The 22,974-nt window shown below is 52.0% G+C and carries 20 protein-coding genes, 2 tRNA genes and 1 rRNA gene; 13 read left to right on the forward strand and 10 right to left on the reverse strand.

Features of this window, described 5'->3' with window-relative positions:
• Positions 1-2: 2 nt before the first annotated feature.
• From tssH to ACOXYR_RS17065, 9 genes are all read left to right on the forward strand, one after another.
• Entirely contained in the window at positions 3-2,669 is a 2,667-nt protein-coding gene (gene tssH, locus ACOXYR_RS17025) for a type VI secretion system ATPase TssH (protein ID WP_421356602.1), read from the forward strand.
• The gene (gene vasI, locus ACOXYR_RS17030) at positions 2,666-3,409 is read left to right on the forward strand and encodes a type VI secretion system-associated protein VasI (RefSeq protein WP_421356601.1); all 744 of its coding nucleotides are present in this window, start codon (positions 2,666-2,668) and stop codon (positions 3,407-3,409) included. The genes tssH and vasI overlap by 4 nt, the downstream gene beginning before the upstream one ends.
• Positions 3,409-4,824, forward strand: a complete 1,416-nt coding sequence (gene tssA / locus ACOXYR_RS17035) for a type VI secretion system protein TssA (protein ID WP_421356610.1) — start codon at positions 3,409-3,411, stop codon at positions 4,822-4,824. Before vasI ends, tssA begins: the two co-directional genes overlap by 1 nt.
• A 78-nt stretch (positions 4,825-4,902) precedes the next feature.
• Positions 4,903-8,364, forward strand: coding sequence for a type VI secretion system membrane subunit TssM (gene tssM / locus ACOXYR_RS17040; protein WP_478212403.1), 3,462 nt, complete (start codon positions 4,903-4,905; stop codon positions 8,362-8,364).
• Positions 8,365-8,483: 119 nt separating this feature from the next.
• Positions 8,484-9,395, forward strand: coding sequence for a hypothetical protein (locus ACOXYR_RS17045; protein ID WP_421356600.1), 912 nt, complete (start codon positions 8,484-8,486; stop codon positions 9,393-9,395).
• A 9-nt stretch (positions 9,396-9,404) separates the two neighbouring features.
• Positions 9,405-9,926 (forward strand): DUF1240 domain-containing protein, encoded by a 522-nt coding sequence (locus ACOXYR_RS17050; RefSeq protein ID WP_421356599.1) that lies wholly within the window; start codon positions 9,405-9,407, stop codon positions 9,924-9,926.
• Positions 9,923-10,195: a hypothetical protein gene (locus tag ACOXYR_RS17055; protein ID WP_421356598.1), complete on the forward strand. Its 273-nt coding sequence runs from the start codon at positions 9,923-9,925 to the stop codon at positions 10,193-10,195. Before ACOXYR_RS17050 ends, ACOXYR_RS17055 begins: the two co-directional genes overlap by 4 nt.
• An 11-nt stretch (positions 10,196-10,206) precedes the next feature.
• Positions 10,207-10,686: an Hcp family type VI secretion system effector gene (locus tag ACOXYR_RS17060; RefSeq protein WP_015965803.1), complete on the forward strand. Its 480-nt coding sequence runs from the start codon at positions 10,207-10,209 to the stop codon at positions 10,684-10,686.
• Entirely contained in the window at positions 10,683-12,017 is a 1,335-nt protein-coding gene (locus ACOXYR_RS17065) for a VasL domain-containing protein (RefSeq protein ID WP_350436497.1), read from the forward strand. Before ACOXYR_RS17060 ends, ACOXYR_RS17065 begins: the two co-directional genes overlap by 4 nt.
• 189 nt (positions 12,018-12,206) lie before the next feature.
• On the opposite strand, the gene ACOXYR_RS17070 is transcribed toward ACOXYR_RS17065, so the two are convergent.
• The 3 genes from ACOXYR_RS17070 to dnaQ all read right to left on the reverse strand — a co-directional run bounded on the left by ACOXYR_RS17070 (position 12,207) and on the right by dnaQ (position 14,173).
• The gene (locus ACOXYR_RS17070; RefSeq protein WP_421356597.1) at positions 12,207-12,938 is read right to left on the reverse strand and encodes a lipoprotein YafT; all 732 of its coding nucleotides are present in this window, start codon (positions 12,936-12,938) and stop codon (positions 12,207-12,209) included.
• 296 nt (positions 12,939-13,234) lie between these two features.
• Positions 13,235-13,311, reverse strand: a tRNA-Asp gene (locus tag ACOXYR_RS17075).
• A 130-nt stretch (positions 13,312-13,441) separates the two neighbouring features.
• Positions 13,442-14,173, reverse strand: a complete 732-nt coding sequence (gene dnaQ / locus ACOXYR_RS17080; protein WP_108474896.1) for a DNA polymerase III subunit epsilon — start codon at positions 14,171-14,173, stop codon at positions 13,442-13,444.
• 63 nt (positions 14,174-14,236) lie between these two features.
• Here dnaQ and rnhA point away from each other — a divergent pair, with 63 nt between their 5' ends.
• Positions 14,237-14,704: a ribonuclease HI gene (gene rnhA / locus ACOXYR_RS17085; protein ID WP_108474694.1), complete on the forward strand. Its 468-nt coding sequence runs from the start codon at positions 14,237-14,239 to the stop codon at positions 14,702-14,704.
• Here rnhA and ACOXYR_RS17090 read toward each other — a convergent pair.
• Positions 14,701-15,423 (reverse strand): class I SAM-dependent methyltransferase, encoded by a 723-nt coding sequence (locus ACOXYR_RS17090; RefSeq protein ID WP_189624305.1) that lies wholly within the window; start codon positions 15,421-15,423, stop codon positions 14,701-14,703. The two genes, rnhA and ACOXYR_RS17090, sit on opposite strands and share 4 nt — an antisense overlap.
• Before the next feature lie 32 nt (positions 15,424-15,455).
• Here ACOXYR_RS17090 and gloB point away from each other — a divergent pair, with 32 nt between their 5' ends.
• Both gloB and mltD read left to right on the forward strand, forming a co-directional pair.
• On the forward strand, positions 15,456-16,211 hold the full coding sequence (gene gloB / locus ACOXYR_RS17095) for a hydroxyacylglutathione hydrolase (protein WP_108474692.1): 756 nt from the start codon (positions 15,456-15,458) through the stop codon (positions 16,209-16,211).
• Between the two features lie 71 nt (positions 16,212-16,282).
• Complete coding sequence (gene mltD, locus ACOXYR_RS17100) at positions 16,283-17,650, forward strand: murein transglycosylase D (protein WP_108474691.1); 1,368 nt, start codon at positions 16,283-16,285, stop codon at positions 17,648-17,650.
• A gap of 47 nt (positions 17,651-17,697) precedes the next feature.
• Here mltD and ACOXYR_RS17105 read toward each other — a convergent pair whose 3' ends face one another.
• The 3 genes from ACOXYR_RS17105 to ACOXYR_RS17115 form a co-directional block, all read right to left on the reverse strand.
• Positions 17,698-18,468 (reverse strand): class I SAM-dependent methyltransferase, encoded by a 771-nt coding sequence (locus tag ACOXYR_RS17105; RefSeq protein ID WP_421356596.1) that lies wholly within the window; start codon positions 18,466-18,468, stop codon positions 17,698-17,700.
• 78 nt (positions 18,469-18,546) lie between these two features.
• Positions 18,547-19,350, reverse strand: a complete 804-nt coding sequence (locus tag ACOXYR_RS17110; protein WP_108474689.1) for an endonuclease/exonuclease/phosphatase family protein — start codon at positions 19,348-19,350, stop codon at positions 18,547-18,549.
• Between the two features lie 143 nt (positions 19,351-19,493).
• Positions 19,494-20,669: an MFS transporter gene (locus ACOXYR_RS17115; RefSeq protein ID WP_113858692.1), complete on the reverse strand. Its 1,176-nt coding sequence runs from the start codon at positions 20,667-20,669 to the stop codon at positions 19,494-19,496.
• A gap of 105 nt (positions 20,670-20,774) precedes the next feature.
• On the opposite strand from ACOXYR_RS17115, the gene yafC reads away from it, so the two are divergent.
• The gene (gene yafC, locus ACOXYR_RS17120; RefSeq protein WP_108474687.1) at positions 20,775-21,686 is read left to right on the forward strand and encodes a DNA-binding transcriptional regulator YafC; all 912 of its coding nucleotides are present in this window, start codon (positions 20,775-20,777) and stop codon (positions 21,684-21,686) included.
• Here the strand turns inward: yafC and dkgB are convergent.
• From dkgB to rrf, 3 genes are all read right to left on the reverse strand, one after another.
• Positions 21,683-22,486: a 2,5-didehydrogluconate reductase DkgB gene (dkgB, locus tag ACOXYR_RS17125; RefSeq protein WP_113858691.1), complete on the reverse strand. Its 804-nt coding sequence runs from the start codon at positions 22,484-22,486 to the stop codon at positions 21,683-21,685. The two genes, yafC and dkgB, sit on opposite strands and share 4 nt — an antisense overlap.
• A 162-nt stretch (positions 22,487-22,648) precedes the next feature.
• Positions 22,649-22,725 (reverse strand) — tRNA-Asp (locus ACOXYR_RS17130).
• Positions 22,726-22,780: 55 nt separating this feature from the next.
• A 5S ribosomal RNA gene (rrf, locus tag ACOXYR_RS17135) occupies positions 22,781-22,896 on the reverse strand.
• Positions 22,897-22,974: the final 78 nt, after the last annotated feature.

Genomic DNA, 22,974 nt, shown 5'->3' on the forward strand with positions numbered 1-22,974 from the left:
ATATGATCCAGATTAATCTGGCCTCACTGGTTAAACATCTTAATCCGTTTTCCCGCCAGGCGCTGGAAGCGGCGGCAGCGGAGTGCATGAGTCAGCAGGCATCGGAAATTACGGTGGCACATGTTCTGTTGCAGATGCTGGCATCGGTGCGCAGCGACTTAAGGGTGATCGCTGAGCGGGCCGACATCGACCTGAATGAGCTTCGCCGGGCGCTGACGGTGGAGAACTACGCCACGTCGCGCACAGCAGACAGTTATCCGGCATTTTCCCCGATGCTGGTCGAGTGGCTGAAAGAGGGCTGGCTGCTGGCCTCCGCAGAGATGCAGCACAGCGAACTGCGTGGCGGTGTACTGCTGCTGGCCCTGCTGCATTCACCGCTGCGTTATATACCGCCTGCCGCCGCCCGGCTGTTGACCGGTATTAACCGTGACCGTCTGCAACAGGACTTTGTGCAGTGGACCCAGGAGTCGGCGGAATCAGTCGTGCCGGATGCAGACGGTAAAGGCACAGGCTCACTGGCGAACGCCGCTGACAGTCTGCTTGCCCGCTACGCCAAAAACATGACCGAAGATGCCCGTAACGGCAGGCTCGACCCGGTTCTGTGCCGTGACCACGAAATCGACCTGATGATCGACATTCTCTGCCGCCGTCGCAAAAACAATCCGGTGGTGGTGAGTGAAGCAGGCGTGGGTAAAAGCGCGCTGATTGAAGGGCTGGCGCTTCGCATCGTGGCAGGCCAGGTGCCGGACAAGCTGAAAAAAACCGATATCATGACCCTTGACCTGGGCGCATTGCAGGCCGGGGCGTCGGTGAAGGGCGAATTCGAAAAACGCTTCAAAGGGCTGATGGCGGAGGTCATTTCCTCCCCGGTGCCGGTCATTCTCTTTATAGATGAAGCGCACACCCTGATTGGTGCGGGCAACCAGCAGGGCGGGCTGGATATCTCCAACCTGCTCAAACCGGCGCTGGCGCGCGGCGAACTGAAAACCATCGCCGCCACCACCTGGAGTGAGTACACAAAATACTTCGAGAAAGACGCCGCGCTGTCTCGCCGTTTCCAGTTAGTGAAGGTCAGCGAACCCAACGCCGCCGAAGCCACCATTATTCTGCGCGGCCTCTCTTCGGTGTATGAACACTCTCACGGCGTGCTGATTGACGATGATGCCTTACAGGCCGCCGCGACATTGAGCGAGCGTTATCTCTCCGGGCGTCAGTTGCCGGACAAAGCCATTGATGTGCTGGATACCGCCTGCGCCCGCGTAGCCATTAATCTTTCATCGCCACCGAAGCAAATCTCGGCGCTGACCACCCTGAGCCACCAGCAGGAGGCGGAAATTCGCCAGCTTGAGCGCGAGCTTCGCATCGGGCTGCGTACCGACACTTCACGGATGACTGAGGTGCTGGTGCAGTACGATGAAACGCTGGCGGCGCTGGATGAACTGGAAGCTGCCTGGCATCAGCAACAAGCGCTGGTACAGGAAATTATCGCGCTGCGCAGGGCGTTGCTGGATCTGGCAGAAGAGACTGATGCTGTCGTGGAAGAAATCAGTGAGAGTGTTTCCCCGGTGCAGCGGCTGGCAAAGCTCACTGCCGAACTGGACGCCCTGCATAACGACCGGTTACTGGTCTCCCCGCACGTTGATAAAAAACAGATTGCCGCAGTAATTGCCGAATGGACCGGCGTGCCGCTTAATCGCCTGTCGCAGAATGAGATGTCGGTCATCACCGACCTGCCGAAATGGCTTGGCGACACCATCAAAGGCCAGGATCTGGCGATTGCCTGCCTGCATAAACATCTGCTGACCGCGCGCGCTGACCTGCGCCGTCCGGGACGTCCGCTCGGCGCGTTCCTGCTGGCTGGCCCCAGCGGCGTCGGTAAAACCGAAACCGTCCTGCAACTGGCAGAGCTGCTCTACGGCGGTCGCCAGTACCTGACCACCATCAATATGTCCGAGTTTCAGGAGAAACACACCGTCTCGCGGCTGATTGGTTCTCCGCCGGGTTATGTCGGCTATGGCGAAGGCGGGGTACTGACCGAAGCGATCCGCCAGAAACCCTACTCGGTGGTGCTGCTCGATGAAGTGGAAAAAGCGCACCCGGATGTCCTCAACCTGTTCTACCAGGCGTTTGACAAGGGTGAGATGGCAGACGGCGAAGGCCGCCTGATTGACTGTAAAAATATCGTCTTCTTCCTGACCTCCAACCTTGGCTACCAGGTGATTGTCGAACACGCGGATGACCCGGAAACCATGCAGGAATTCCTGTATCCGGTGCTGGCGGATTTCTTTAAACCTGCCCTGCTGGCGCGTATGGAAGTGGTGCCGTACCTGCCGCTGTCGAAAGAGACGCTTGCGACCATCATTGCCGGGAAACTGGCCCGCCTGGATAACGTACTGCGCAGCCGCTTTGGCGCAGAAGTGATTATTGAACCGGAAGTGACGGACGAAATCATGAGCCGTGTTACTCGTGCAGAAAACGGCGCGAGGATGCTGGAGTCGGTTATCGACGGCAACATGCTGCCGCCGCTCTCGCTGCTGCTGTTGCAGAAAATGGCGGCTAACACGGCAGTTGCCCGGATTCGCCTGTCGGCGGTAGACGGCGCTTTTACGGCAGATGTGGAAGATGCGCAGGACGACGAGTCCGTCACAGGGGATGAAGCGGTTTTATGAGCAGGATGCGCGTTTTCCGGCAGGCAGGATGGTTAATCGCGGGCCTGATGGCGGGCTTACCCGCCAGTGCCGCGCCCGCAGAAACATCATCAATGACTGGTGCGGCAGCGGCGGTTGCCACCGCGACACCGCCGGATGCAACGGCCACGTTACAGGCCATGCAGTCCTGTCGCCGTGAGACGGCGGCGCTGGAGCGGCTTGACTGCTATGACCGCCTGCTTGCGCCGCTGTCCCCGTCAGGGTTTGACGGGGCGCTGGTCAAAGCCGGTTTTGTGGGCGAAGCCTGGACCCGCGCCACGGAGCAGGAAAAACGCCGTCAGGGCAACACCACAGAGCTACTGGTGACGCGGGTGCCGGGGGAACGCCCGACGGTGGTGATAACCACTCCGGCTATTGGCCATGTTCCACCGCGTCCGGTACTGATGTTCAGCTGCGTGGACAATATCACCCGGATGCAGGTGGCGCTGATGCACCCGCTGGATGTCCATGATATCGCCGTCACCCTGAATGCCGACAGCCGGGCATTGCGCAGCCACTGGTTTGTGCGCGAGAACGGCACCCTGCTGGAGTCCAGCCGGGGGCTGTCCGGGATTGATGAAATTAAGCAGTTATTTGGCGCAAAAACGCTGACGGTGGATACCGGTGCAGACAATGCCGCCGGAAAGCTGACTTTTAACATTGATGGATTGTCGCAGGTCATTGCACCGCTACGCGACGCCTGCCACTGGGCGGGGGAGTAATAACTATGGATTTACGTCAACCAGAGACCTGGATTGCCAGCCTGATGGTAACCCTGCCGGATGAGAAACTGGCCTCGGCGCTCAAAGATGACAACCCGGACTGGGAGTATATCGACGGCGAAATCGTCAAGCTGGGTTCACTGGCCCACAGCCAACTGGATATCCCGGAACTCCAGCGCCGGGGGCTAAAACTTCTGGCCTCGGAAACAAAAGATTTTCGTCTGCTGGCACACCTGCTGAGAACCCTGCAACACGCTGGCGATCCGTTACTCGCGCTGCGTCTGCTGACGCTGTATGCAGAACACTGGTGGCGTCTGGCTGCGCCGCAGAATATGGCGCATAAAAAACGCTTTGCCAGCCAGGTGATAAAACGTTTTGAGGCTGGTATAGCCAGTTATGCGGAAAATGCCGCCACCGGGCCGCGCGATACATTGCTGGGTGAACTGGCGAAACTGGCACAGTGCTGGCAGACACATAACGCACCGGAGCTGGCTCAGGCAACGGATGAACTTTTTACACTGTATCAGCGGGCATTTAGCAGTGCTGCACCGGCATCTTCGCCCTCTCCTGCGACCTCCGGCAATGTACCGCAGACCAGCGCCACACCAGTGAGTGGCGTTGCACAAAATACGGTTGCCACGGCTCCGCAAGTCACTATAGACAGCCACGACGATAAAGCCTGGCGCGATACGCTGCTGAAAGTGGCAGCGATTCTCTGCGAGCGCCAGCCTGATTCACCGCAGGGCTACCGCCTGCGCCGCCATGCCCTGTGGCAGACCATCTCCAGTACCCCCCAGGCGGAGAGTGATGGACGCACTCCGCTGGCCGCTGTCTCCGCCGATATGGTAGCGGATTATCAGGGACGGCTGACCAGTGCGGATATGATGCTGTGGCAGCAGGTGGAAAAGAGTCTGTTACTGGCCCCTTACTGGCTGGACGGTCATTACCTCTCCGCACAGACCGCGCTACGCCTCGGTTACAAACAGGTGGCTGATGCCATTCGTGATGAAGTCACCCTCTTTCTCGAACGCCTGCCCCAACTTACCGGGCTGCTGTTTAATGACCGAACGCCTTTTATCAGTGAGCAGACGAAGCAATGGCTCGCCCCCCGCTCAGGAAGCAAAACTGCACCTGCTGCGCAGACTGGTGAGGAGCTACAGGCCGCCAGAGCATGTTTCATCGAGCAGGGACTGGAAGCCGCACTGCGGTACCTGGATACACTGCCCGCAGGCGATCCGCGCGATCAATTCCACCGCCAGTATTACAGCGCACAGTTAATAGAAGAGGCCGGAATGGCCCAACTGGCACAGCAGCAATATCGGGCGCTTTTCAGAACAGGGCAGGAAATGATGGTCGTTGACTGGGAGCCATCTTTGCTTGAGCAGCTCGAACAGAAATTCACGGCAGAACAATAAGCGATAACAGGAGTTTTTGTGTTCAGATTAACGACACCCCGTATTTTTTCCAGTCTGAGAACTATGCTCAGACCGGCGATGCCCCGGTTTAAGGTTTCAGCCTTCTGGCTGCTGATAGTGGCATGGATTTTTCTGCTGGTATGGATCTGGTGGAAAGGCCCGACCTGGGCGTTGTACGGAGAGCACTGGCTCAAGCCGCTGGCAAACCGCTGGCTGGCGACTGCAGCATGGGGGATTATTGCTCTGGTGTGGCTTACCGTCCGTGTGATAAAGCGTCTGCAACAGCTTGAAAAACAGCAAAAGCAACAGCGTGAGGAAGCCATTGATCCACTCAGCATGGAGCTCAATGCCCAGCAGCGTTACCTTGATCGCTGGTTGCTGCGTCTGCAACGCCATCTCGACAACCGCCGTTACCTGTGGCAGCTCCCCTGGTATATGGTTATCGGTCCGACTGGCAGCGGTAAAACGACGCTGCTACGCGAGGGTTTTCCGTCTGACATTATTTATTCCCCTGATGTGGTCCGTGGGGCGGAGCAGCGCCTGTATCTCATCCCGCGCGTCGGGCAACAGGCGGTCATTTTTGATATTGATGGCACTCTTTGCGAACAGTCGGATGCCGATGTACTGCACCGCCGGTTATGGGAACACGCCCTGGGCTGGCTGGCGGAGAAACGCACCCGCCAGCCACTGAACGGACTTATTCTGACACTTGATTTACCTGACCTGCTGACAGCCGACAAACGCCGCCGCGAGCATCTGTTACAGACGCTGCGCAGCCGTTTGCAGGATATCCGCCAGCATCTTCACTGCCAGTTGCCGGTCTATGTGGTACTGACCCGCCTGGATCTGCTGTATGGTTTTGCCACGCTGTTTCAGTCACTGGAGAAAAAAGATCGCGATGCCATTCTGGGCGTCACATTCACCCGTCGCGCCCATGAAAATGAAGACTGGAGAAGTGAACTCGATACCTTCTGGCAAACCTGGTGCGACAGGATGAACCAGGCGCTCCCGGATCTGATGCTGGCACAAAGTCACATGCGCAGTTCCCTGTTCAGCTTTGCCCGCCAGATGCAGGGAAGCCGGGAATACCTGATGACGCTGCTGGATGGTTTGCTTGACGGCGAAAATATGGACGTCATGTTGCGTGGCGTCTATCTCACCTCATCACTGCAACGTGGTCAGATGGATGATATTTTTACACAATCGGCTGCCCGGCAATACCGACTGGGCAACAGCCCGCTGACGGCCTGGCCGCTGGTCGATACCACGCCTTATTTCACCCGCAATTTGTTTCCCCAGGCGTTACTGGCCGAACCGAATCTGGCCGGAGAAAGTCGTACCTGGCTGGTAAGCAGCCGTCGCCGACTGACCGTCTTTTCCGCAACGGGCGGCGTGGCGGCGCTGCTGCTCATCACCGGCTGGCACCATTATTACAATACTAACTATGCTTCCGGCGTCCAGGTGCTGAAACAGGCCAAAGCGTTTATGGATATCACACCGCCTCAGGGAATAGACGACTACGGTAACCTGCAACTGCCGCTGCTGAACCCGGTACGTGATGCCACTCTCGCCTATGGCGACTGGGGCGACCGCAGCCGCCTGGCGGATATGGGTCTGTATCAGGGGCGGCGTGTCGGGCCGTACGTGGAGCAAACCTATCTGCAACTGCTGGAGCAACGTTACCTGCCAGCCCTGTTTAACGGGCTGGTCAAAGAAATGAACGCCGCGCCCCCGGAAAGCGAGGAAAAACTTGCTGTGCTGCGTGTGATGCGAATGCTGGAAGATAAAAGCGGGCGGAACAATGAGGCAGTGAAGCAGTATATGGCGAAACGCTGGAGTGAACAATTCCACGGCCAGCGCGATATCCAGACGCAACTGATGTCCCATCTTGAATACGCCCTCGCCCATACTGACTGGCACGCAGAACGCCAGACTGGAGACGGTGACGCCATCAGCCGCTGGACGCCGTATGACAAGCCCGTTGTGTCAGCACAGAAAGAACTGAGCAAGTTGCCGGTTTACCAGCGTGTTTATCAGAGCCTGAAAACACGGGCGCTGGGTGTACTGCCCGCCGACCTCAATCTACGCGACCAGGTGGGACCGACCTTTGACCAGGTGTTTACGTCTGCCGATGACAGCAAACTTATCGTCCCGCAGTTTCTTACCCGTTACGGCCTGCAAAGCTACTTTGTGAAGCAGCGCGATGAACTGGTGGAGCTGACGGCAATGGATTCATGGGTACTGAACCTGACACAAAGCGTGAAATACAGTGACGCTGACCGTGCAGAGATCCAGCGCCAGCTCACCGAACAGTATTTCAGTGATTACACAGCCACCTGGCGGGCCGGGATGGATAATCTTAACGTCCGGGATTATGAGTCCATTGCACAACTGACCAGAGCACTGGAGCAGATTATCAGTGGAGATCAGCCTTTGCAGAGGGCGCTTACCGCCCTGCGGGATAACACACAACCTGCGATGCTGTCCGACAAACTGGATGACAAAGCTCGTGAAGAAGCACTGGCAGAACCGGATTACCGCCTGCTGACCCGCCTCGGCCATGAGTTCGCGCCAGAAAACAGCACACTGGCGGTTCAGAAAGATAAAGAAAGCATGATGCAGGCAGTGTATCAGCAGTTAACTGAACTGCACCGCTATCTGCTGGCGATCCAGAACGCGCCGGTGCCGGGGAAATCGGCGCTGAAAGCCGTCCAGTTACGCCTTGACCAGAACAGCAGCGATCCTATCTTTGTCACCCGTCAGATGGCGAAAACCCTGCCCGCACCACTTAACCGCTGGGTGGGAAAACTGGCCGATCAGGCCTGGCATGTGGTGATGGTGGAGGCCGTTCACTATATGGAAGTGGACTGGCGTGACAATGTGGTGAAACCATTCAATGAACAGCTGGCCGGTAACTATCCTTTTAATCCGCGAGCAACACAGGATGCCTCACTGGATGCGTTTGAGCGTTTCTTCAAACCGGACGGCGTGTTGGATACCTTCTACCAGCAGAACCTGAAACTGTTTATCGAAAACGACCTGAGCCGTGATGGCAATGACGGAGTGATTATCCGCGAAGATATTATTCAGCAACTTGAAACCGCACAGAAAATTCGCGACATCTTCTTCAGCAAACAAAATGGCCTGGGAACACAGTTTGCGGTGGAAACCGTTTCGCTTTCCGGTAACAAACGCCGTAGCGTGCTGAACCTCGACGGTCAGTTAGTCGACTACAGCCAGGGCCGCAATTATACCGCCCATCTGGTATGGCCGAATAATATGCGGGAAGGTAATGAAAGCAAGCTGACACTGATAGGAACCAGTGGCGGAGCACCGCGCAGCCTCAGCTTCAGCGGTCCGTGGGCGCAGTTCCGCCTGTTCGGGGCCGGACAGCTAACCGGAGTACAGGACGGCAACTTTACCGTGCGCTTTAGCGTGGACGGTGGCGCGATGATGTATCGGGTACACACTGACACTGAAGATAACCCATTCAGCGGTGGGCTGTTCAGCTTATTTAAGCTGCCAGATACATTGTACTGAATAACCGTTGCCAGATGATGCTGAACAGGACGTAGTCATGACTAATTTCATCAGCCATAGGCAGGACACTCTTTGTTATTTGCCCACTAAGTTTATTTACCGAATATATGGAGGCAGGAATGCCTGAACTCAGCAATCAGAACCCATCATGGTCAGATTACCTCGGTGATGCCCTGCGTGGTAACGTGCCTGTCAATCAGTTGATCCCTCAGCATTCATATATTCTTGATACGCTAGGTCTGGAAGAGTCCTTTGAGAAATACACTCAACATTTAATGCTAATAACACTGGAGGAGGCACAGGAGATTGTGGATGACCTGTGCAACATTCAGCCAGTGAATTTAGCCACAACATATGCGGGAAATATTAGAGACGGTGTTACTGGCGCAAAAAAAATCTCAAAACTCATAACTTATGTCGATGCAGGGAAACTGGTCCTTCGGCTTAAGGGATTAAGAATTAATGCTATCGAGTATAAATATGGCGGGAAGATCTATATTAAAATCAAAGGTTATCCATCATTACGTCGTATACTTAGAGGAACCCGCTATAAAGTCAACAACCCTCAGATTCTTGAACTGGGTATTGGCAAAAAAGGTATTAATGCTGGCATCATGGATGGTGCGAAATTTTGTATCTGGTTTTCACTCGCCTGGCGTGCAGTGGAACTCATATTCAAATCAGAACATGATGTAGCTGCCTTTATCGGCAATATAACAATGGACATTGCCAAAATCATTGTTACGATATTCGCGACGAAGATTCTGGTCATGGCTGGAGGAGCTATAGTTGCTGGCATGGCGTCTGTTGGTTTTGCTGTTACGCTCCCGATTGCAGCAGGTATAATGCTCACTATTGTAATAGGCATCGGAATTACCAGTGTACTGGATTATCTTGATAAAGAATATGGTTTATCTCAAAAATTAATTGCAGTGGTCAGGGAGGGAATTAAGGCCCAGCAGGATATCATGGAATGGAATATGAAATATACCGACCCATTTACACTTTCTTTAATGAATACTTACTGGTAAGGACATCCCATGATCCGAGGACAGGAAGTAGCCGAAAAGAAAATGACTTTGAAAGAAAGAGTGAAACTCATTCTTTTAAGTTTGTTTTTTATTGTAGTGCTTACCGGATCGCTGATTTTTTTCACCAACACCTGTGGCGGTACAATGATAGACATTTTCACAGGGGAAAATACTATTTATTACAGTTGGAAGGATGTTTTCATCTTATTATACTTCCCTGTGATGATGTATTTTGATGTATTGGTATTTTTATTTTTATTCCATCCACTGTCTTTCCGACTAGCGAAACTATGGATGAAAATGATAAATATCATATGGGGGTATGTTGTTCTTGCCTTCTTTCTTACCTTGCCATTATCTCTTTACATTTCTTTCTTTCCCCTTGCGGACTATCACTCTTGTGGTAAAGGAGGCCCATTTTCAGGTGTTTATTATGTAAAGGTTCCCAAAATGTGTGCACAGATTAAATACCATTCTGAATCAGATAATGCCACTACGCCTGTGCCACCTGCGGATGCGAATTTAAAATGAACACACCCGATTATTTCCGCACCATCAATGCTGATGCTGCTCCGGATGCCCTGCCGGGGTTCATAGCCAATGGCGTGGATTTTCACACTGTTACCTGTTCCCTCCTGGCTCGCTCCCGTTTACTGAGTCTGCCGGGACAAAATACCGATGCACTGGACAAGCAAATTAACGAACAACTGAACACCGTGTTAAGCATCTGGTGGTTACCGAAAAGTACTTTTCCGGAGATGGCGACCAAAACTGAATTTTCAAAAAAATCATCTATTTGAAGGAGTTTATTATGGCAAACCTTATCTATCTTACCCTCAATGGGGAAATGCAAGGATTAATCTCAGCGGGATGCTCTTCTCTTGATTCGATCGGTAACAAAGCACAGTTAACGCACTGTGATCAAATCATGGTAATGGGGCTATCACATGGGTTGACGCGCCAGCAGAATGTCAATCATCAGATGCTTACTATTATAAAACCCGTTGATAAGTCATCACCTTTACTGGGCAAAGCCATATCTGAAAACGAATGTCTTAGCTGTGACTTCAGCTTCTATCGTACAAGTCGTACTGGTATGAATGAATGTTATTATCAGTTAAAACTGATTAACGCCAGAATTTCCAGTATTCATCTTCATGTTCCGCATACCATTGATGATAGCGAAGGACAACCAGAGGAATCGGTTGAATTTACTTATGAATCAATTAGCTGGGAACATTGCACTGCCGGAACAAGCGCATACAGTTTGTGGGATGAGCGGGTTTTATGAATCAGATCATTAGCACAGGAGCAGACCCGAGAGACCTGCCAGAATTCAGCGCCATCCGGGAGGAAATTAACAAGGCCAGTCATCCGTCGCAGCCAGATCCGAACTGGAAACTGGTAGAATCGCTGGCGCTGACGATTTTTAAGACCAATGGCGTGGATTTACATACCGCAACGTACTATACGCTGGCACGCTCCCGCATACAGGGGCTGGCTGGTTTCTGTGAAGGAATGGAACTACTGGCTGCAATGATAAGTCATGAATGGGATAAATTCTGGCCGCAGAACGGTTCAGCCCGTACTGAAATGCTGGACTGGCTCAACACCCGTACAGGCAATATTTTGCGCCAGCAGATATCTTTCGCGGAAACAGACCTGCCTTTGCTGTACCGCACCGAACGGGCATTGCAGCTTATCTGTGACAAACTCCAGCAGGTAGAGTTGAACCGTCAACCACGCGTCGAAAATTTGCTCTATTTTGTACAAAATACGCGTAAGCGGTTTGAGCCACAACAGAAGAAAGCTGATACTTCAACGCAAACTGCGGTCAGAACACTGGTTTATGCGCCGGAAAGCGTGACATCAAATCAGAACGAAATTGTGCCTCCACTGCCCGACCTGCCAGATATGAAAGTTGAGGTACGCAGTCTGGCAGAGAGTACTCCGCCAGAAAGGGGAACAAAACAAGGCAACATGGTAAAAGGATTTATCTCAGGCATTTTCTGTTCTGTGGCCGTTGCCACTGCACTCTGGCGGTGGCAGGTATATCCGTTGCAACAACAACTCTCGCAGGTTAACGACACCGCTCAAGGTGCCGCGACAGTGTGGATGAGCTCACCTGAACTTGAAAACTATGAGCGCAGACTGCAACAGTTATTTGATACCTCACCGATACAGCCGCTGGAAACCGGGATGCAGATGATACATGTTGCTGACAGCCGCTGGCCGGAAAGCCTGCAACAGCAGCAGGCTACCGCACAGTGGAATGAAACCCTGAAAACCCGCGCACAAAGCAGTCCACAATTACGTGGCTGGTCGCAGACTCGTCAGGATCTACATGCTTTTGCTGATTTGGTGATGCAGCGTGAGAAGGAAGGAATCACTCTGTCGTATATCAAAAATGTTATCTGGCAGGCAGAACGAGGGCTTAGCCAGGAAACTCCTCTGGAGTCCCTGCTGACGCAATATCAGGACACTCGCGAGCAGGGACGGAATACTGACACGCTGGAAAAGCAAATTAACGAGCGAATGGAGGGTGTGCTGAGCCGCTGGTTGTTACTTAAAAATCATGCATTGCCGGAAGAAGTAACCACTGATACCGGAGTGACGAAATAGCAAGGAGTGGAATGTTAACAATTTGATGCTGACCATCAGTCAAGCAGTAGATATCGTTTCTAAAAATACCTCTCCCGCACCTAATATTTACGGACATAAAGCCTGGCTCAAAAAAGAGATGTACTGGATTACGTAAAAATTTTCATACCAATGTCTGCCGCCATAATAATTGGCGGCAGACATTACTGGTTACTGATAACGATTTACCAGGTCTTTCACCATCGAGGTATATGTTTTTTGCTTAAGCTGGTAAATCTGTTGCTCGGTAACATCTGCGGTTGCTTTTTTATCATTATCGGAATCCTTTTTATCGGCATGAGGGAAAATCACTTTATATTCATAATTCACCGGCGACCAGGTAGCCCACTCACCCGTTGCTACATCCACCAGCGTAAAACGTATCAGGTAACGAAGAGAGATACCGTCGGTCAGTTGTTGATTTTTGTAATCGGACCATACTGTTAATTTCAAAGCCGAATCATATTTTCCTGTCTGCAACGTATCCTGGTAAACAATGATCGCTTTCTGATGGCCTTTTGCAGCCACAAAACGCAGTGCCTGCATCCAGTTCATGTTTTCAGCAACTGCCCCATCTTTATTTTCATCTTTATTACAGGCAAGTGGTTTCTGTTTATCCGGGATCCCTGAGAAAGTTGCTACTACATAATATTTGTTCATTTCCTGTTGCATAATCGACTCTGGGGCACGACTACCGGACTGAACCAGGATAACCTGGGAATTAAGAGGAACACGAAACACATCTTCTTCTACTGCAGCCTGGATATCTTCTTCAGACACAGCAAGGGTAGTTTCATTGCCAAAAATATCTTTATCCGTTAAATACGTTCCTGAATCTTTATTATTAACATATCTCGATGACACTACTCCTGTTTTTTTGGCATCAATAGATGACTTAGACATACATCCGATCAATAATAATGACGACAAAGATAAAATAATAGCATTTCTGACAAAAATATTTTCATCCTAACCTTAAATCCCTATCCCAACGTTGGTACAGATTATAAAATTATATCTGCATAATAAAGATATAATTAAACTAATAGCAGTCTTTAGTTTTTAAACTATAGTTTTAAGAAATGCTTTATTAAAGATATGGAATAAGATAGATGCTTTTAAGAGGGGAACGAAAACGGACGATAATAAGCTAAAACGACAAAGGCCTGAATCATTGCTGATTCAGGCCTTTTGAATAGTGGCGGAACGGACGGGACTCGAACCCGCGACCCCCTGCGTGACAGGCAGGTATTCTAACCGACTGAACTACCGCTCCGCTGTGTTCCCTTGGGAACGAGGCGAATATTACGGGTTACCCTCGAACTCGTCAACGCTTTTTATGATGTTTTGAATCGTTTGCTGCAAAAATCGCCCACCTGACTATTTTCACAGCAAAAACAGGCGTTTTACGCTCGCCAGAGGCAGCTTCCACCCTTCTTTTGAACCAGATCGAGACGGGATTCGTGCGCCGCCAGCTCTTCATCGGAGGCAAAAACAACCCGTAGTTTGCTTCCCGCACGGTTTACACGCTGAATGCCAACATCGTTTCGTTGCTGCTGCCCTTCCCCTTCCATCGAAAAAGCCATCGATGTCTGGCCGCCGGTCATCAGCAGATATACATCGGCCAGAATCTGGGCATCGAGCAGAGCCCCGTGGAGTGTACGTTTGCTGTTATCGATTTCGTAGCGTGAGCACAACGCATCGAGGCTGTTGCGCTTCCCGGGGAACATCTTCCTCGCCAGCGCCAGGCTATCGGTAACTTTGCAGAAAGTATCCGTTTTCGGAATACCGCGATTCAGCTTGCCGAACTCGTAGTCCATAAAGCCGATATCGAACGATGCGTTATGGATGACCAGTTCCGCTCCACGGATATAGTCCATAAACTCGTCGGCAATCTCGCCAAAGGTCGGCTTATCCAGCAGGAACTCATCGGCAATCCCGTGAACGCCGAACGCTTCAGGATCCACCAGCCGATCGGGCTTGAGGTAAAAGTGGAAGTTATTTCCGGTCAGACGACGGTTGATCACCTCGACGGCACCGATCTCGATGATCTTATGCCCTTCGTAGTGTGCCCCGATCTGGTTCATACCGGTGGTTTCCGTATCGAGGACGATCTGTCGTGTAATTGCAGTGCTCATATCGGTCATTTATGTCAGACTTGTCGTTTACGTGTCGATTTCAATACAGGAAGTCTACCAGAGATGCTTAAACAGGTAGAAATTTTCACCGATGGTTCATGCCTCGGTAATCCAGGGCCTGGCGGCTATGGCGCCATTTTACGCTATCGTCAGAAGGAGAAAACCTTTAGCGAAGGCTATTATCTGACAACCAATAACCGTATGGAACTGATGGCGGCGATTGTCGCACTTGAAGCGCTGAAAGAACACTGTGCAGTAGTATTAAGCACCGACAGCCAGTACGTGCGTCAGGGGATCACCCAGTGGATCCACAACTGGAAGAAGCGCGGCTGGAAAACCGCAGATAAAAAACCTGTTAAGAATGTCGATCTGTGGAAACGTCTGGATGCCGCACTGGGTCAGCATGAAATTCACTGGATGTGGGTAAAAGGCCACGCCGGGCATCCGGAGAACGAACGCTGTGATGAACTGGCACGCGCGGCAGCCTCCTCTCCAACCCAGGAAGATACCGGATACCAGCCAGACGCTTAAGCGTTTGGCTTTTTATATTGCCGCGTCGCGCCCACGGCCTGTGGGATGCGGCTTTTCGCTTTATTCTGCTTCATCGGGTTAAGCGTCAGCGGAATCGTCCGTTTACGCGCTACAATATATTGCACACAGCCCAACGCCGGTAGATGCGTACTCAACAGTTTCCCGCCCTGCTTTGTCCAGGGCAAAACCTGCGCTCTTCCCTGATGCAATACTTCAAAATTAAGCAGTGCCAGCCAGTCCAGCTGGCGCGTCAGAGTAAACATGCGGCTGTTGTAGGGAATTTTGTTGCGCAGCATGGGCACCCACTTTCGCAAGCCGACCAGGCTGATAGGGTTGAAGCTGGTGATAATCAGCCAGCCATCATCAATCAGCACGCGGTCAGCTTCTCGCAACATGCGATGCGGATCTGAACACCAGGGAAGCGTATGCGCCAGCAGGCAGGCATCCACCGACTTCTCGGCAAAGGGTAAATAGAGAGGGTCGGCGTTGACCTGAATCGGGTTGCCCGCCAGCGAGACGTTAACCTGATGTGAGATAGCACAGGCTTCCGTGTTAATTTCTGCGCTCAGGTTCCCAATTTTAAGCAAATGAAAACCATAGAGTTTCGTAAGCCAGGGTTTCAGTTGACGCTCCAGCGCCTCGCGATAATACTCACCCCAGGGCATTTCAGCCCAATGACCGGGCGCTGCGACTGTTTGAGGTATCCTTGCCGGTTTCATCACAACCTTCCGTTCGTTTTAAGAGGTAATTTATGAATCTTAACAGTATTCCCGCGTTTCAGGACAACTACATCTGGGTTCTGAGCGACGACGCAGGTCGCTGCCTGATTGTCGATCCCGGCGAGGCCGCACCGGTTTTGCGTGCAATTAAAGAAAACAACTGGCAACCGGAAGCGATTTTCCTGACGCACCACCATGCCGATCATGTCGGCGGCGTGGCAGAATTGCGCCAGCACTTTCCATATCTTGAGGTTTATGGCCCTGCCGAAACGCAAGATAAGGGAACGACGAAGGTGGTCGCTGAGGGGGATAAAGTGTCCGTTTTCGGACATGAATTTTGTATCATCGCCACGCCAGGTCACACTTTAGGACATATCTGTTTCTTTAACATGCCTTATCTGTTTTGCGGCGACACGATGTTCTCCGGTGGCTGCGGGCGGCTTTTTGAAGGCACAGCAACCCAAATGTATCAATCACTTAAGAAAATAAGCGCACTTCCTGACGATACGTTAATTTGTTGTGCACATGAGTACACTTTATCAAATATGAAGTTTGCCCTGAGCATCCTACCGCATGATTTGTTCATAAATGAATACTATCGAGAAGTTAAGGAGTTACGTGCTAAAAATCAAAAGACACTCCCCGTTACTCTGAAAAATGAGCGTCGTAATAATATTTTTCTAAGAACAGATGATGTTGATTTTATTAGTGAAATTTCAAAAGAAACAAAATTGCTACAACCTTCTGAGCGTTTTGCATGGTTAAGGGCAAAGAAAGACAACTTCTGATACTTCGCGGTTGCGTTTTGAAAAGTTCGCCGTTATGATCGGTCGTCTTTTAAGCAACTATTGACACACACATGAAGGCAAAAGCGATATTACTCGCCTCTGTCCTGCTGGTGGGGTGCCAGGCGTCAAAGCACGATGGCAATATCCAACAGCACGCACAGAGCCTTTCTGCGGCTAGTCAAGGAGAAGCGGGTAAGTTTGCAAGTCAGGCGCGGTGGATGGACGATGGGACATTCTACGCGCAGGATCAGGACTTGTGGGCTTCCATTGGCGACGAGCTAAAGATGGGAATTCCGGAAAATACCCGGATTCGCGAACAGAAACAGAAGTATTTAAGCAATAAGAGCTATCTCCACGATGTAACTTTACGGGCAGAGCCGTATATGTACTGGATAGCCGGGCAAGTTAAGAAACGTAACATGCCTATGGAACTGGTATTACTACCCATAGTGGAGAGCGCTTTTGACCCGCACGCAACGTCTGGCGCCAATGCCGCAGGCATTTGGCAGATCATTCCGAGCACAGGGCGCAATTACGGTCTGAAACAGACCCGCAGTTACGACGCACGCCGCGATGTTGTTGCCTCCACAACAGCAGCGCTGGATATGATGCAGCGTCTTAACAAGATGTTCGACGGCGACTGGTTATTAACCGTGGCGGCGTACAACAGCGGTGAAGGCCGTGTAATGAAGGCAATGAAAGCGAACAAAGCGCGTGGTAAACCCACCGATTTCTGGTCGCTGCCGCTGCCTCAGGAAACCAAGCTTTACGTACCGAAAATGCTGGCTTTGAGCGATATTCTCAAAAACAGTAAACGTTACGGTGTGCGACTGCCAACACCAGATGAAAGCCGTGCACTGGCGCGAGTACGTCTCGATAGCCCTGTTGACATGAAACAGCTGGCCGATATGGCGGGTATTTCAGTCAACAAGCTGAAGACGTTTAACGCGGGCGTAAAAGGCTCCACGCTGGGCGCAAGTGGCCCGAAGTACGTGATGGTGCCGCAAAAGCATGCTGACCAGCTGCGTGAATCGCTGGCATCAGGTGATATTGCCGCAGTCCAGCCAACGCTGGTTGCTGACAATACGCCATTGCAGAGCCGCAGCTATAAAGTACGCTCAGGTGACACCCTGTCAGGTATCGCATCACGTCTCGGCGTGTCTGCGAGCGACCTGAAACAGTGGAATAACCTGCGCGGCAATAATCTGAAGATTGGTCAGAGCTTAACGGTTGGCGCAGGCAACAGCGCAGCGCAGCTTGCTAAAAACAGCGATAGCATTACCTATCGCGTACGTAAAGGCGACTCGCTGTCCAGTATTGCTAAACGTCACGGCGTAAACATCAAAGATGTGATGCGCTGGAACGATGATACTGACAACCTGAAACCGGGCGATCAGCTGACGTTGTTTGTGAAGAACAACGACCGTCCCGATTCCTGATCGGCAAATAAGAAAAAAGGCACCGTTATCCGGTGCCTTTTTTGTATCTAGCGTGCTTTATGCGCTTCAAACATGATGGTATCGCTGGTAAAGGAGCCATCCTCCTGTAACGCATACCACGTTTTTACTTCTGCAGACGCACTCGCCTGATAGAGCCGTATCGCCTCGCACAACGCCGCGGGCGTGCGCATACGTTCAACCCATGACGCGAAATTCAGGGGTAATCTGTCGGTAATCAGGTTATCCACCGCCAGCCCCGCTTCTGTCGTCAGCGCCAGCCACTCGCCGCTGGAGTAGTTACGAACATGCGAGGTATCACGCAGTGCTTCAACCGTTTGCAGCCAGATGTCGCGTACCGGATGGCCGGGTGACATCACATCCATAATAATCAGCGTACCGCCCGGCTTCAGCACGCGCTTCACTTCCCGCAGAGCCTGACCCACATCGTGCCAGTGGTGCGCCGAATAGCGGCTAATCACGACCTCAAAACTGGCATCCTCAAAAGGCAACGATTCGGCAAATCCCTGACGTGTTGAGACATTATTCAGCCCCTTATCACGCGCCGCCTGAGCGACCACCGCCAGCATCTGGCTGGATAAGTCATAAGCCGTGACCTGCGCCACTTCACCCGCCGCGACAAAACTGGCGTGTCCCGCGCCGCAGCCTAAATCCAGCAGGTGAGCCTCAGGGAAATCCGCCAGACGAGCGTTCAGACGCTGTAAATCACGGCCAGATGCATGTACCGCACTGGTTAAATAGGCTTGCGCCTGAGAACCGAACTGCTTTTCAACGTTGTCATGGTGGGAATGTGTTGTCATTGTGCTGTCCTTGGTTGTGTTTGAAATTAAGGGCAGCACTGAAGGATCAGGTCTGCCCATGGCAGACCTGACGCACCTCTATTTGACAGGTATGCCGGGACTGAATTCGACGAGTAGCGGGTTGTGATCGGAAGCACGCGTCACCAAAACCGATGCGTCGTGCACGTTCAAACCACGGTAGAAGACAAAATCGAGCGGACGACCAAACGCGCGACGGCGCTGATCATCAGAAAAACGGACTTCGCGCAGCGACATTTCGCGGGCAAAGCGGTAGAGCGCATTCATGCGCGGACGGCTCCACGCATTAAAATCACCGGCCATAATCACCGGGCCACTGTGATGCGCGATCTGATCGCCAATCGGCAGGAGCTGTTTACTGTAAACATCGACGCCAAGGCTGAAATTCACCGCATGGATATTCACCACCATCAGCAGACGCGAGTCAGGAAGTGGGTAAACGGTTACTAACGCAGATTTTGCCAGGCGCAGAATAGGTTCGCGCTCGCGCAGCGGGCAGCAATAAACAGGTTGTGCAGAAGAAAGCGTCATCACACCAGAGGGATGCTGTGGCAGGACGAATGCAGGAACCTGATCCGCGGCTAAATAGTTAGTGGTCGCAAACTTCACCAGCTCGGGCGTCGTTTGCGCTTCCTGAAGGAGCATCAGGTGGGCATCTTTACCAAAATTTTTCAGCACCGACAGCCATTCGGCACGCTGCTGCTTGAAGATATTCCACACCAGAACGCGAATATTTTCTTCAGTACTTAATGGTGCACCTGCGGGCAGTGCCTGCCCCATACCTGCATACATCCCAGGCGGAGGCAAAATTCGCTCCGCTGGTTGACCGGCGATGTAACGCATAGCATAGGTATTTTTTCGCACTTTCTTTTTTTGACCTCAATAAACAAAGAACCAACCTGTTACCAGGATGGTTCTTCAGTTATAGGGATTTTTGCTCACAGTTTCAACGCTAATCGCGATAAAGCTGTGTGAACTTCTGTAAGCAAGCGCTTACTCGTTTTATATTAGCCTAATACCAGGCGATTTGTCTTATCCAGACGACCGCTCAGGGCAATCAGCAACAATGCCACCAGAACAATCACTGCGCCAATCCATGGGGTTTGCGCCAGGCCATAATGCTCCACCGTTTGGCCGCCGATAACAGAGCCCAGCGCGATGCCAATGTTAAAGGCTGCGATATTAAGGCCGGACGCCACATCAACCGCTGAAGGCGTATACTCTTCAGCTTTCTGTACAACATAGACCTGCAGACCCGGAACGTTGCCAAAAGCAAATATCCCCATCACCAGCACCGTCGCCAGCGCAGCATACTGAATCGAGGCGGTGAACTGAAACACCAACAATAAAACCATCAGTGCAGCGAAGATAAATTTTAGCGCCGGTACCGCACCATGTTTATCAGCCAGTTTACCACCCCAGATATTGCCAATTGCGACGGAAACGCCGTATCCCAGCAGGATCCAACTCACCGCGCCTGGTGTAAAACCAGCCAGGTTCTGCATCATCGGCGCAAGGAAAGTGAACGCGGTAAATACGCCACCGTAGCCGAGTGCAGTTACCGCATAAATCATCAGCAGACGTGGATGCGTCAGCACCTTAACCTGTTCACGCAGACTGGCTGGCGCACGGCTGGGAATATTATTTGGCACCAGAATCGCACTGGCAATTAAGGCAACCACACCCAGCGCGGAGACCGCAAGGAACGTTTCACGCCAACCGAAGTGTTGACCAATAAACGTGCCTAACGGTACCCCGGTAACCAGCGCGACCGTGAGCCCGCCAAACATAATAGCAATCGCAGATGCAGCTTTCTCTTTCGGCACCAGACTGGTGGCGATCGTGGAACCAATTGAGAAGAATACGCCATGCGCCAGGCCCGTCATCAGGCGAGCCAACACCAACGTGGCATAACCCGGCGCCTGCCAGGCCAGCAGGTTACCGAGGGTAAAAAGCACCATCAGCCCCAGCAACAGCTGTTTGCGCGGCAGTTTACCGGTGAGCGCGGTCAGAACCGGTGCGCCAATGGCAACACCCAATGCATAGATAGACACCAGCAGGCCGGCGGATGGCAGGGAGATAGATAACTGTTCAGCAATGGTTGGCACCAGTCCAACAATGACAAATTCCGTTGTGCCTATCGCAAAAGCACTGATAGTCAACGCAAGTAACGCCAGAGGCATAATTTACTCCACATCATTCAGTATTAAGATGACATGAAGTATGCCGGGATGTTTTAATAACAAAAACCATCAAAATCTCAATTGAATTTTGCATCAGGTGCAACAATGAAAGCTACCTCAGAAGAAATTGCCATTTTCGTTGCCGTCGTCGAGAGCGGCAGCTTCAGCCGTGCGGCGGAGCAGCTTGGCCAGGCCAACTCGGCGGTCAGCCGGGCCGTAAAAAAACTCGAGTCTAAGCTGGGTGTTGGCCTGCTCAACCGAACGACGCGCCAGCTCAGCCTGACAGAAGAAGGCGAGCGCTATTTCCGACGTGTGCAGGTAATTCTGCAGGAGATGGCGGCCGCTGAAGACGAAGTAATGGAGACGCGCCGCGTACCGCGCGGGGTGCTACGTGTGGATGCCGCGACGCCTGTGACACTCAATTTTCTGACGCCGTTGATTAAGCCCTTTCGCGAACGCTATCCGGAAATCACGCTTTCTCTGGTCTCCTCGGAGACGTTTATCAATCTGATTGAGAGAAAGGTAGATGTGGCCATTCGCGCGGGGGCGTTAAGCGATTCCAGCCTGCGCGCCAGGCCGCTATTTACCAGTTATCGTAAGATAGTCGCCTCGCCGGACTACATCGCGCGTCATGGCAAACCGGAAACCGTTGCCGAACTTAAGGATCATCTGTGTTTAGGCTTTACTGAACCAGCCACGCTGAATACCTGGCCGGTCTCCTGTTGCGATGGTCAGTTGCATGAAATTACCAGTGGGCTGTCGTCCAATAGTGGAGAAACCATTAAACAGCTCTGCCTGAACGGGAATGGAATTGCGTGTCTGTCGGATTATATGATTATGAAGGAGTTGGAGCGGGGAGAATTCGTGGAGTTGCTCGCCGAACATCGCGTGCCGGTCGAGATGCCGTTTAGCGCGGTATATTACAGTGATAAAGCAGTGAGCCCGCGGATCCGGGCCTTCATTGATTTCCTGAGTGAACATGCGGGCAGCTTTGCCGCCCGCACGCAGGAGAGTTAATCCCAGTTCGGCGCCAGGCCGTCCGGGCTGACCAGGCGGTCGTTGCAATCCAGTGCAGCGATCGCTTTTTTGTCTTCGGCATCCAGTTGCAGATCCAGCGCCAGCAGGTTACTTGCCAGGTTTTCACGTTTGGTAGAAGAAGGAATAACCGAGTACCCCTCCCCCATCGCCCATGCCAGAATCACCTGTGCTGGTGTAGCATTATGTTTTGCGGCAATACGCACAATAGTTTCATCTTTCAGCGCTTTACCATAAGCCAGGGTCATATACGAGGTGATGTGAATACCGTGCTCACTCGCCCAGTCCACCACTTTCCGGTTTTGCAGGTACGGGGAAAGCTCAACCTGATTGGTCGCGATATTCTCGGCGCCAACTGCAGCGATCGCTTTTTCCATCAGCGGGATCGTAAAGTTAGAGATACCAATTTCCCGCGTCAGGCCCTGTTTTTTTGCTTCCAGCAACGCGTGCATGAACTCGTCGACAGAAACAGCATCGTTTGGCGATGGCCAGTGAACCAGGGTTAAATCGACATATTCTGTGCGCAGCTTTTTCAGGCTCTCTTTGAGGCTTGGGATAAGCTTCTCTTTGCTCAGATTCTCAGTCCAGATCTTGGTGGTGATAAAGATCTCTTCACGCGGTACGTTGCTTTCAGCAATCGCCTGACCCACGGCGGCTTCGTTATCGTAGATTTGCGCAGTATCGACGGCACGATAACCAAGTTCCAGCGCAGTTTTTACCGAAGCGATGACCACGTCATCTTTCAGACGGAAAGTACCAAGACCAAATGCAGGGATAGACATAGTGTTCCTCTTTAATCCTTTGTTTTGATAGCAAAGAGGATTATGGCGATGTGGATGGGAGAGAAAAAGAGTGAAAAATGCAGAGGATTTTTGCTAAAAACGCAACAATCAGTCAATAAACGAAAAAAAACCCTGAGCGTTAACTCAGGGCTTCTTAATAAGTGGCGGAACGGACGGGACTCGAACCCGCGACCCCCTGCGTGACAGGCAGGTATTCTAACCGACTGAACTACCGCTCCACCGAATTTCTTTTACAACCACCGATTTTATGACCGGCTTACTGCTTTATTTGATGCCTGGCAGTTCCCTACTCTCGCATGGGGAGACCCCACACTACCATCGGCGCTACGGCGTTTCACTTCTGAGTTCGGCATGGGGTCAGGTGGGACCACCGCGCTACTGCCGCCAGGCAAATTCTGTTTTATCAGACCGCTTCTGCGTTCTGATGTAATCTGTATCAAGCTTACTTCTCGATGTCTCTTCGCCAA

It is taken from the genome of Pseudocitrobacter faecalis (assembly GCF_965231525.1).
GTDB classification, from domain to species: domain Bacteria; phylum Pseudomonadota; class Gammaproteobacteria; order Enterobacterales; family Enterobacteriaceae; genus Pseudocitrobacter; species Pseudocitrobacter faecalis.

Bases quoted from the DNA above. Each gene is read 5' to 3' on its own strand.
- ACOXYR_RS17090 (WP_189624305.1), bottom strand. From the start codon at position 15,423: ATGAAACCGGCAAGGATACCTCAAACAGTCGCAGCGCCCGGTCATTGG.
- tssM (WP_478212403.1), top strand. From the start codon at position 4,903: ATGCCCCGGTTTAAGGTTTCAGCCTTCTGGCTGCTGATAGTGGCATGG.
- dkgB (WP_113858691.1), bottom strand. From the start codon at position 22,486: ATGTCTATCCCTGCATTTGGTCTTGGTACTTTCCGTCTGAAAGATGAC.
- rnhA (WP_108474694.1), top strand. From the start codon at position 14,237: ATGCTTAAACAGGTAGAAATTTTCACCGATGGTTCATGCCTCGGTAAT.
- yafC (WP_108474687.1), top strand. From the start codon at position 20,775: ATGAAAGCTACCTCAGAAGAAATTGCCATTTTCGTTGCCGTCGTCGAG.
- gloB (WP_108474692.1), top strand. From the start codon at position 15,456: ATGAATCTTAACAGTATTCCCGCGTTTCAGGACAACTACATCTGGGTT.
- ACOXYR_RS17070 (WP_421356597.1), bottom strand. From the start codon at position 12,938: ATGTCTAAGTCATCTATTGATGCCAAAAAAACAGGAGTAGTGTCATCG.
- tssH (WP_421356602.1), top strand. From the start codon at position 3: ATGATCCAGATTAATCTGGCCTCACTGGTTAAACATCTTAATCCGTTT.
- ACOXYR_RS17115 (WP_113858692.1), bottom strand. From the start codon at position 20,669: ATGCCTCTGGCGTTACTTGCGTTGACTATCAGTGCTTTTGCGATAGGC.
- ACOXYR_RS17105 (WP_421356596.1), bottom strand. From the start codon at position 18,468: ATGACAACACATTCCCACCATGACAACGTTGAAAAGCAGTTCGGTTCT.
- mltD (WP_108474691.1), top strand. From the start codon at position 16,283: ATGAAGGCAAAAGCGATATTACTCGCCTCTGTCCTGCTGGTGGGGTGC.
- ACOXYR_RS17050 (WP_421356599.1), top strand. From the start codon at position 9,405: ATGATCCGAGGACAGGAAGTAGCCGAAAAGAAAATGACTTTGAAAGAA.
- dnaQ (WP_108474896.1), bottom strand. From the start codon at position 14,173: ATGAGCACTGCAATTACACGACAGATCGTCCTCGATACGGAAACCACC.
- vasI (WP_421356601.1), top strand. From the start codon at position 2,666: ATGAGCAGGATGCGCGTTTTCCGGCAGGCAGGATGGTTAATCGCGGGC.
- ACOXYR_RS17055 (WP_421356598.1), top strand. From the start codon at position 9,923: ATGAACACACCCGATTATTTCCGCACCATCAATGCTGATGCTGCTCCG.
- ACOXYR_RS17060 (WP_015965803.1), top strand. From the start codon at position 10,207: ATGGCAAACCTTATCTATCTTACCCTCAATGGGGAAATGCAAGGATTA.
- ACOXYR_RS17045 (WP_421356600.1), top strand. From the start codon at position 8,484: ATGCCTGAACTCAGCAATCAGAACCCATCATGGTCAGATTACCTCGGT.
- ACOXYR_RS17065 (WP_350436497.1), top strand. From the start codon at position 10,683: ATGAATCAGATCATTAGCACAGGAGCAGACCCGAGAGACCTGCCAGAA.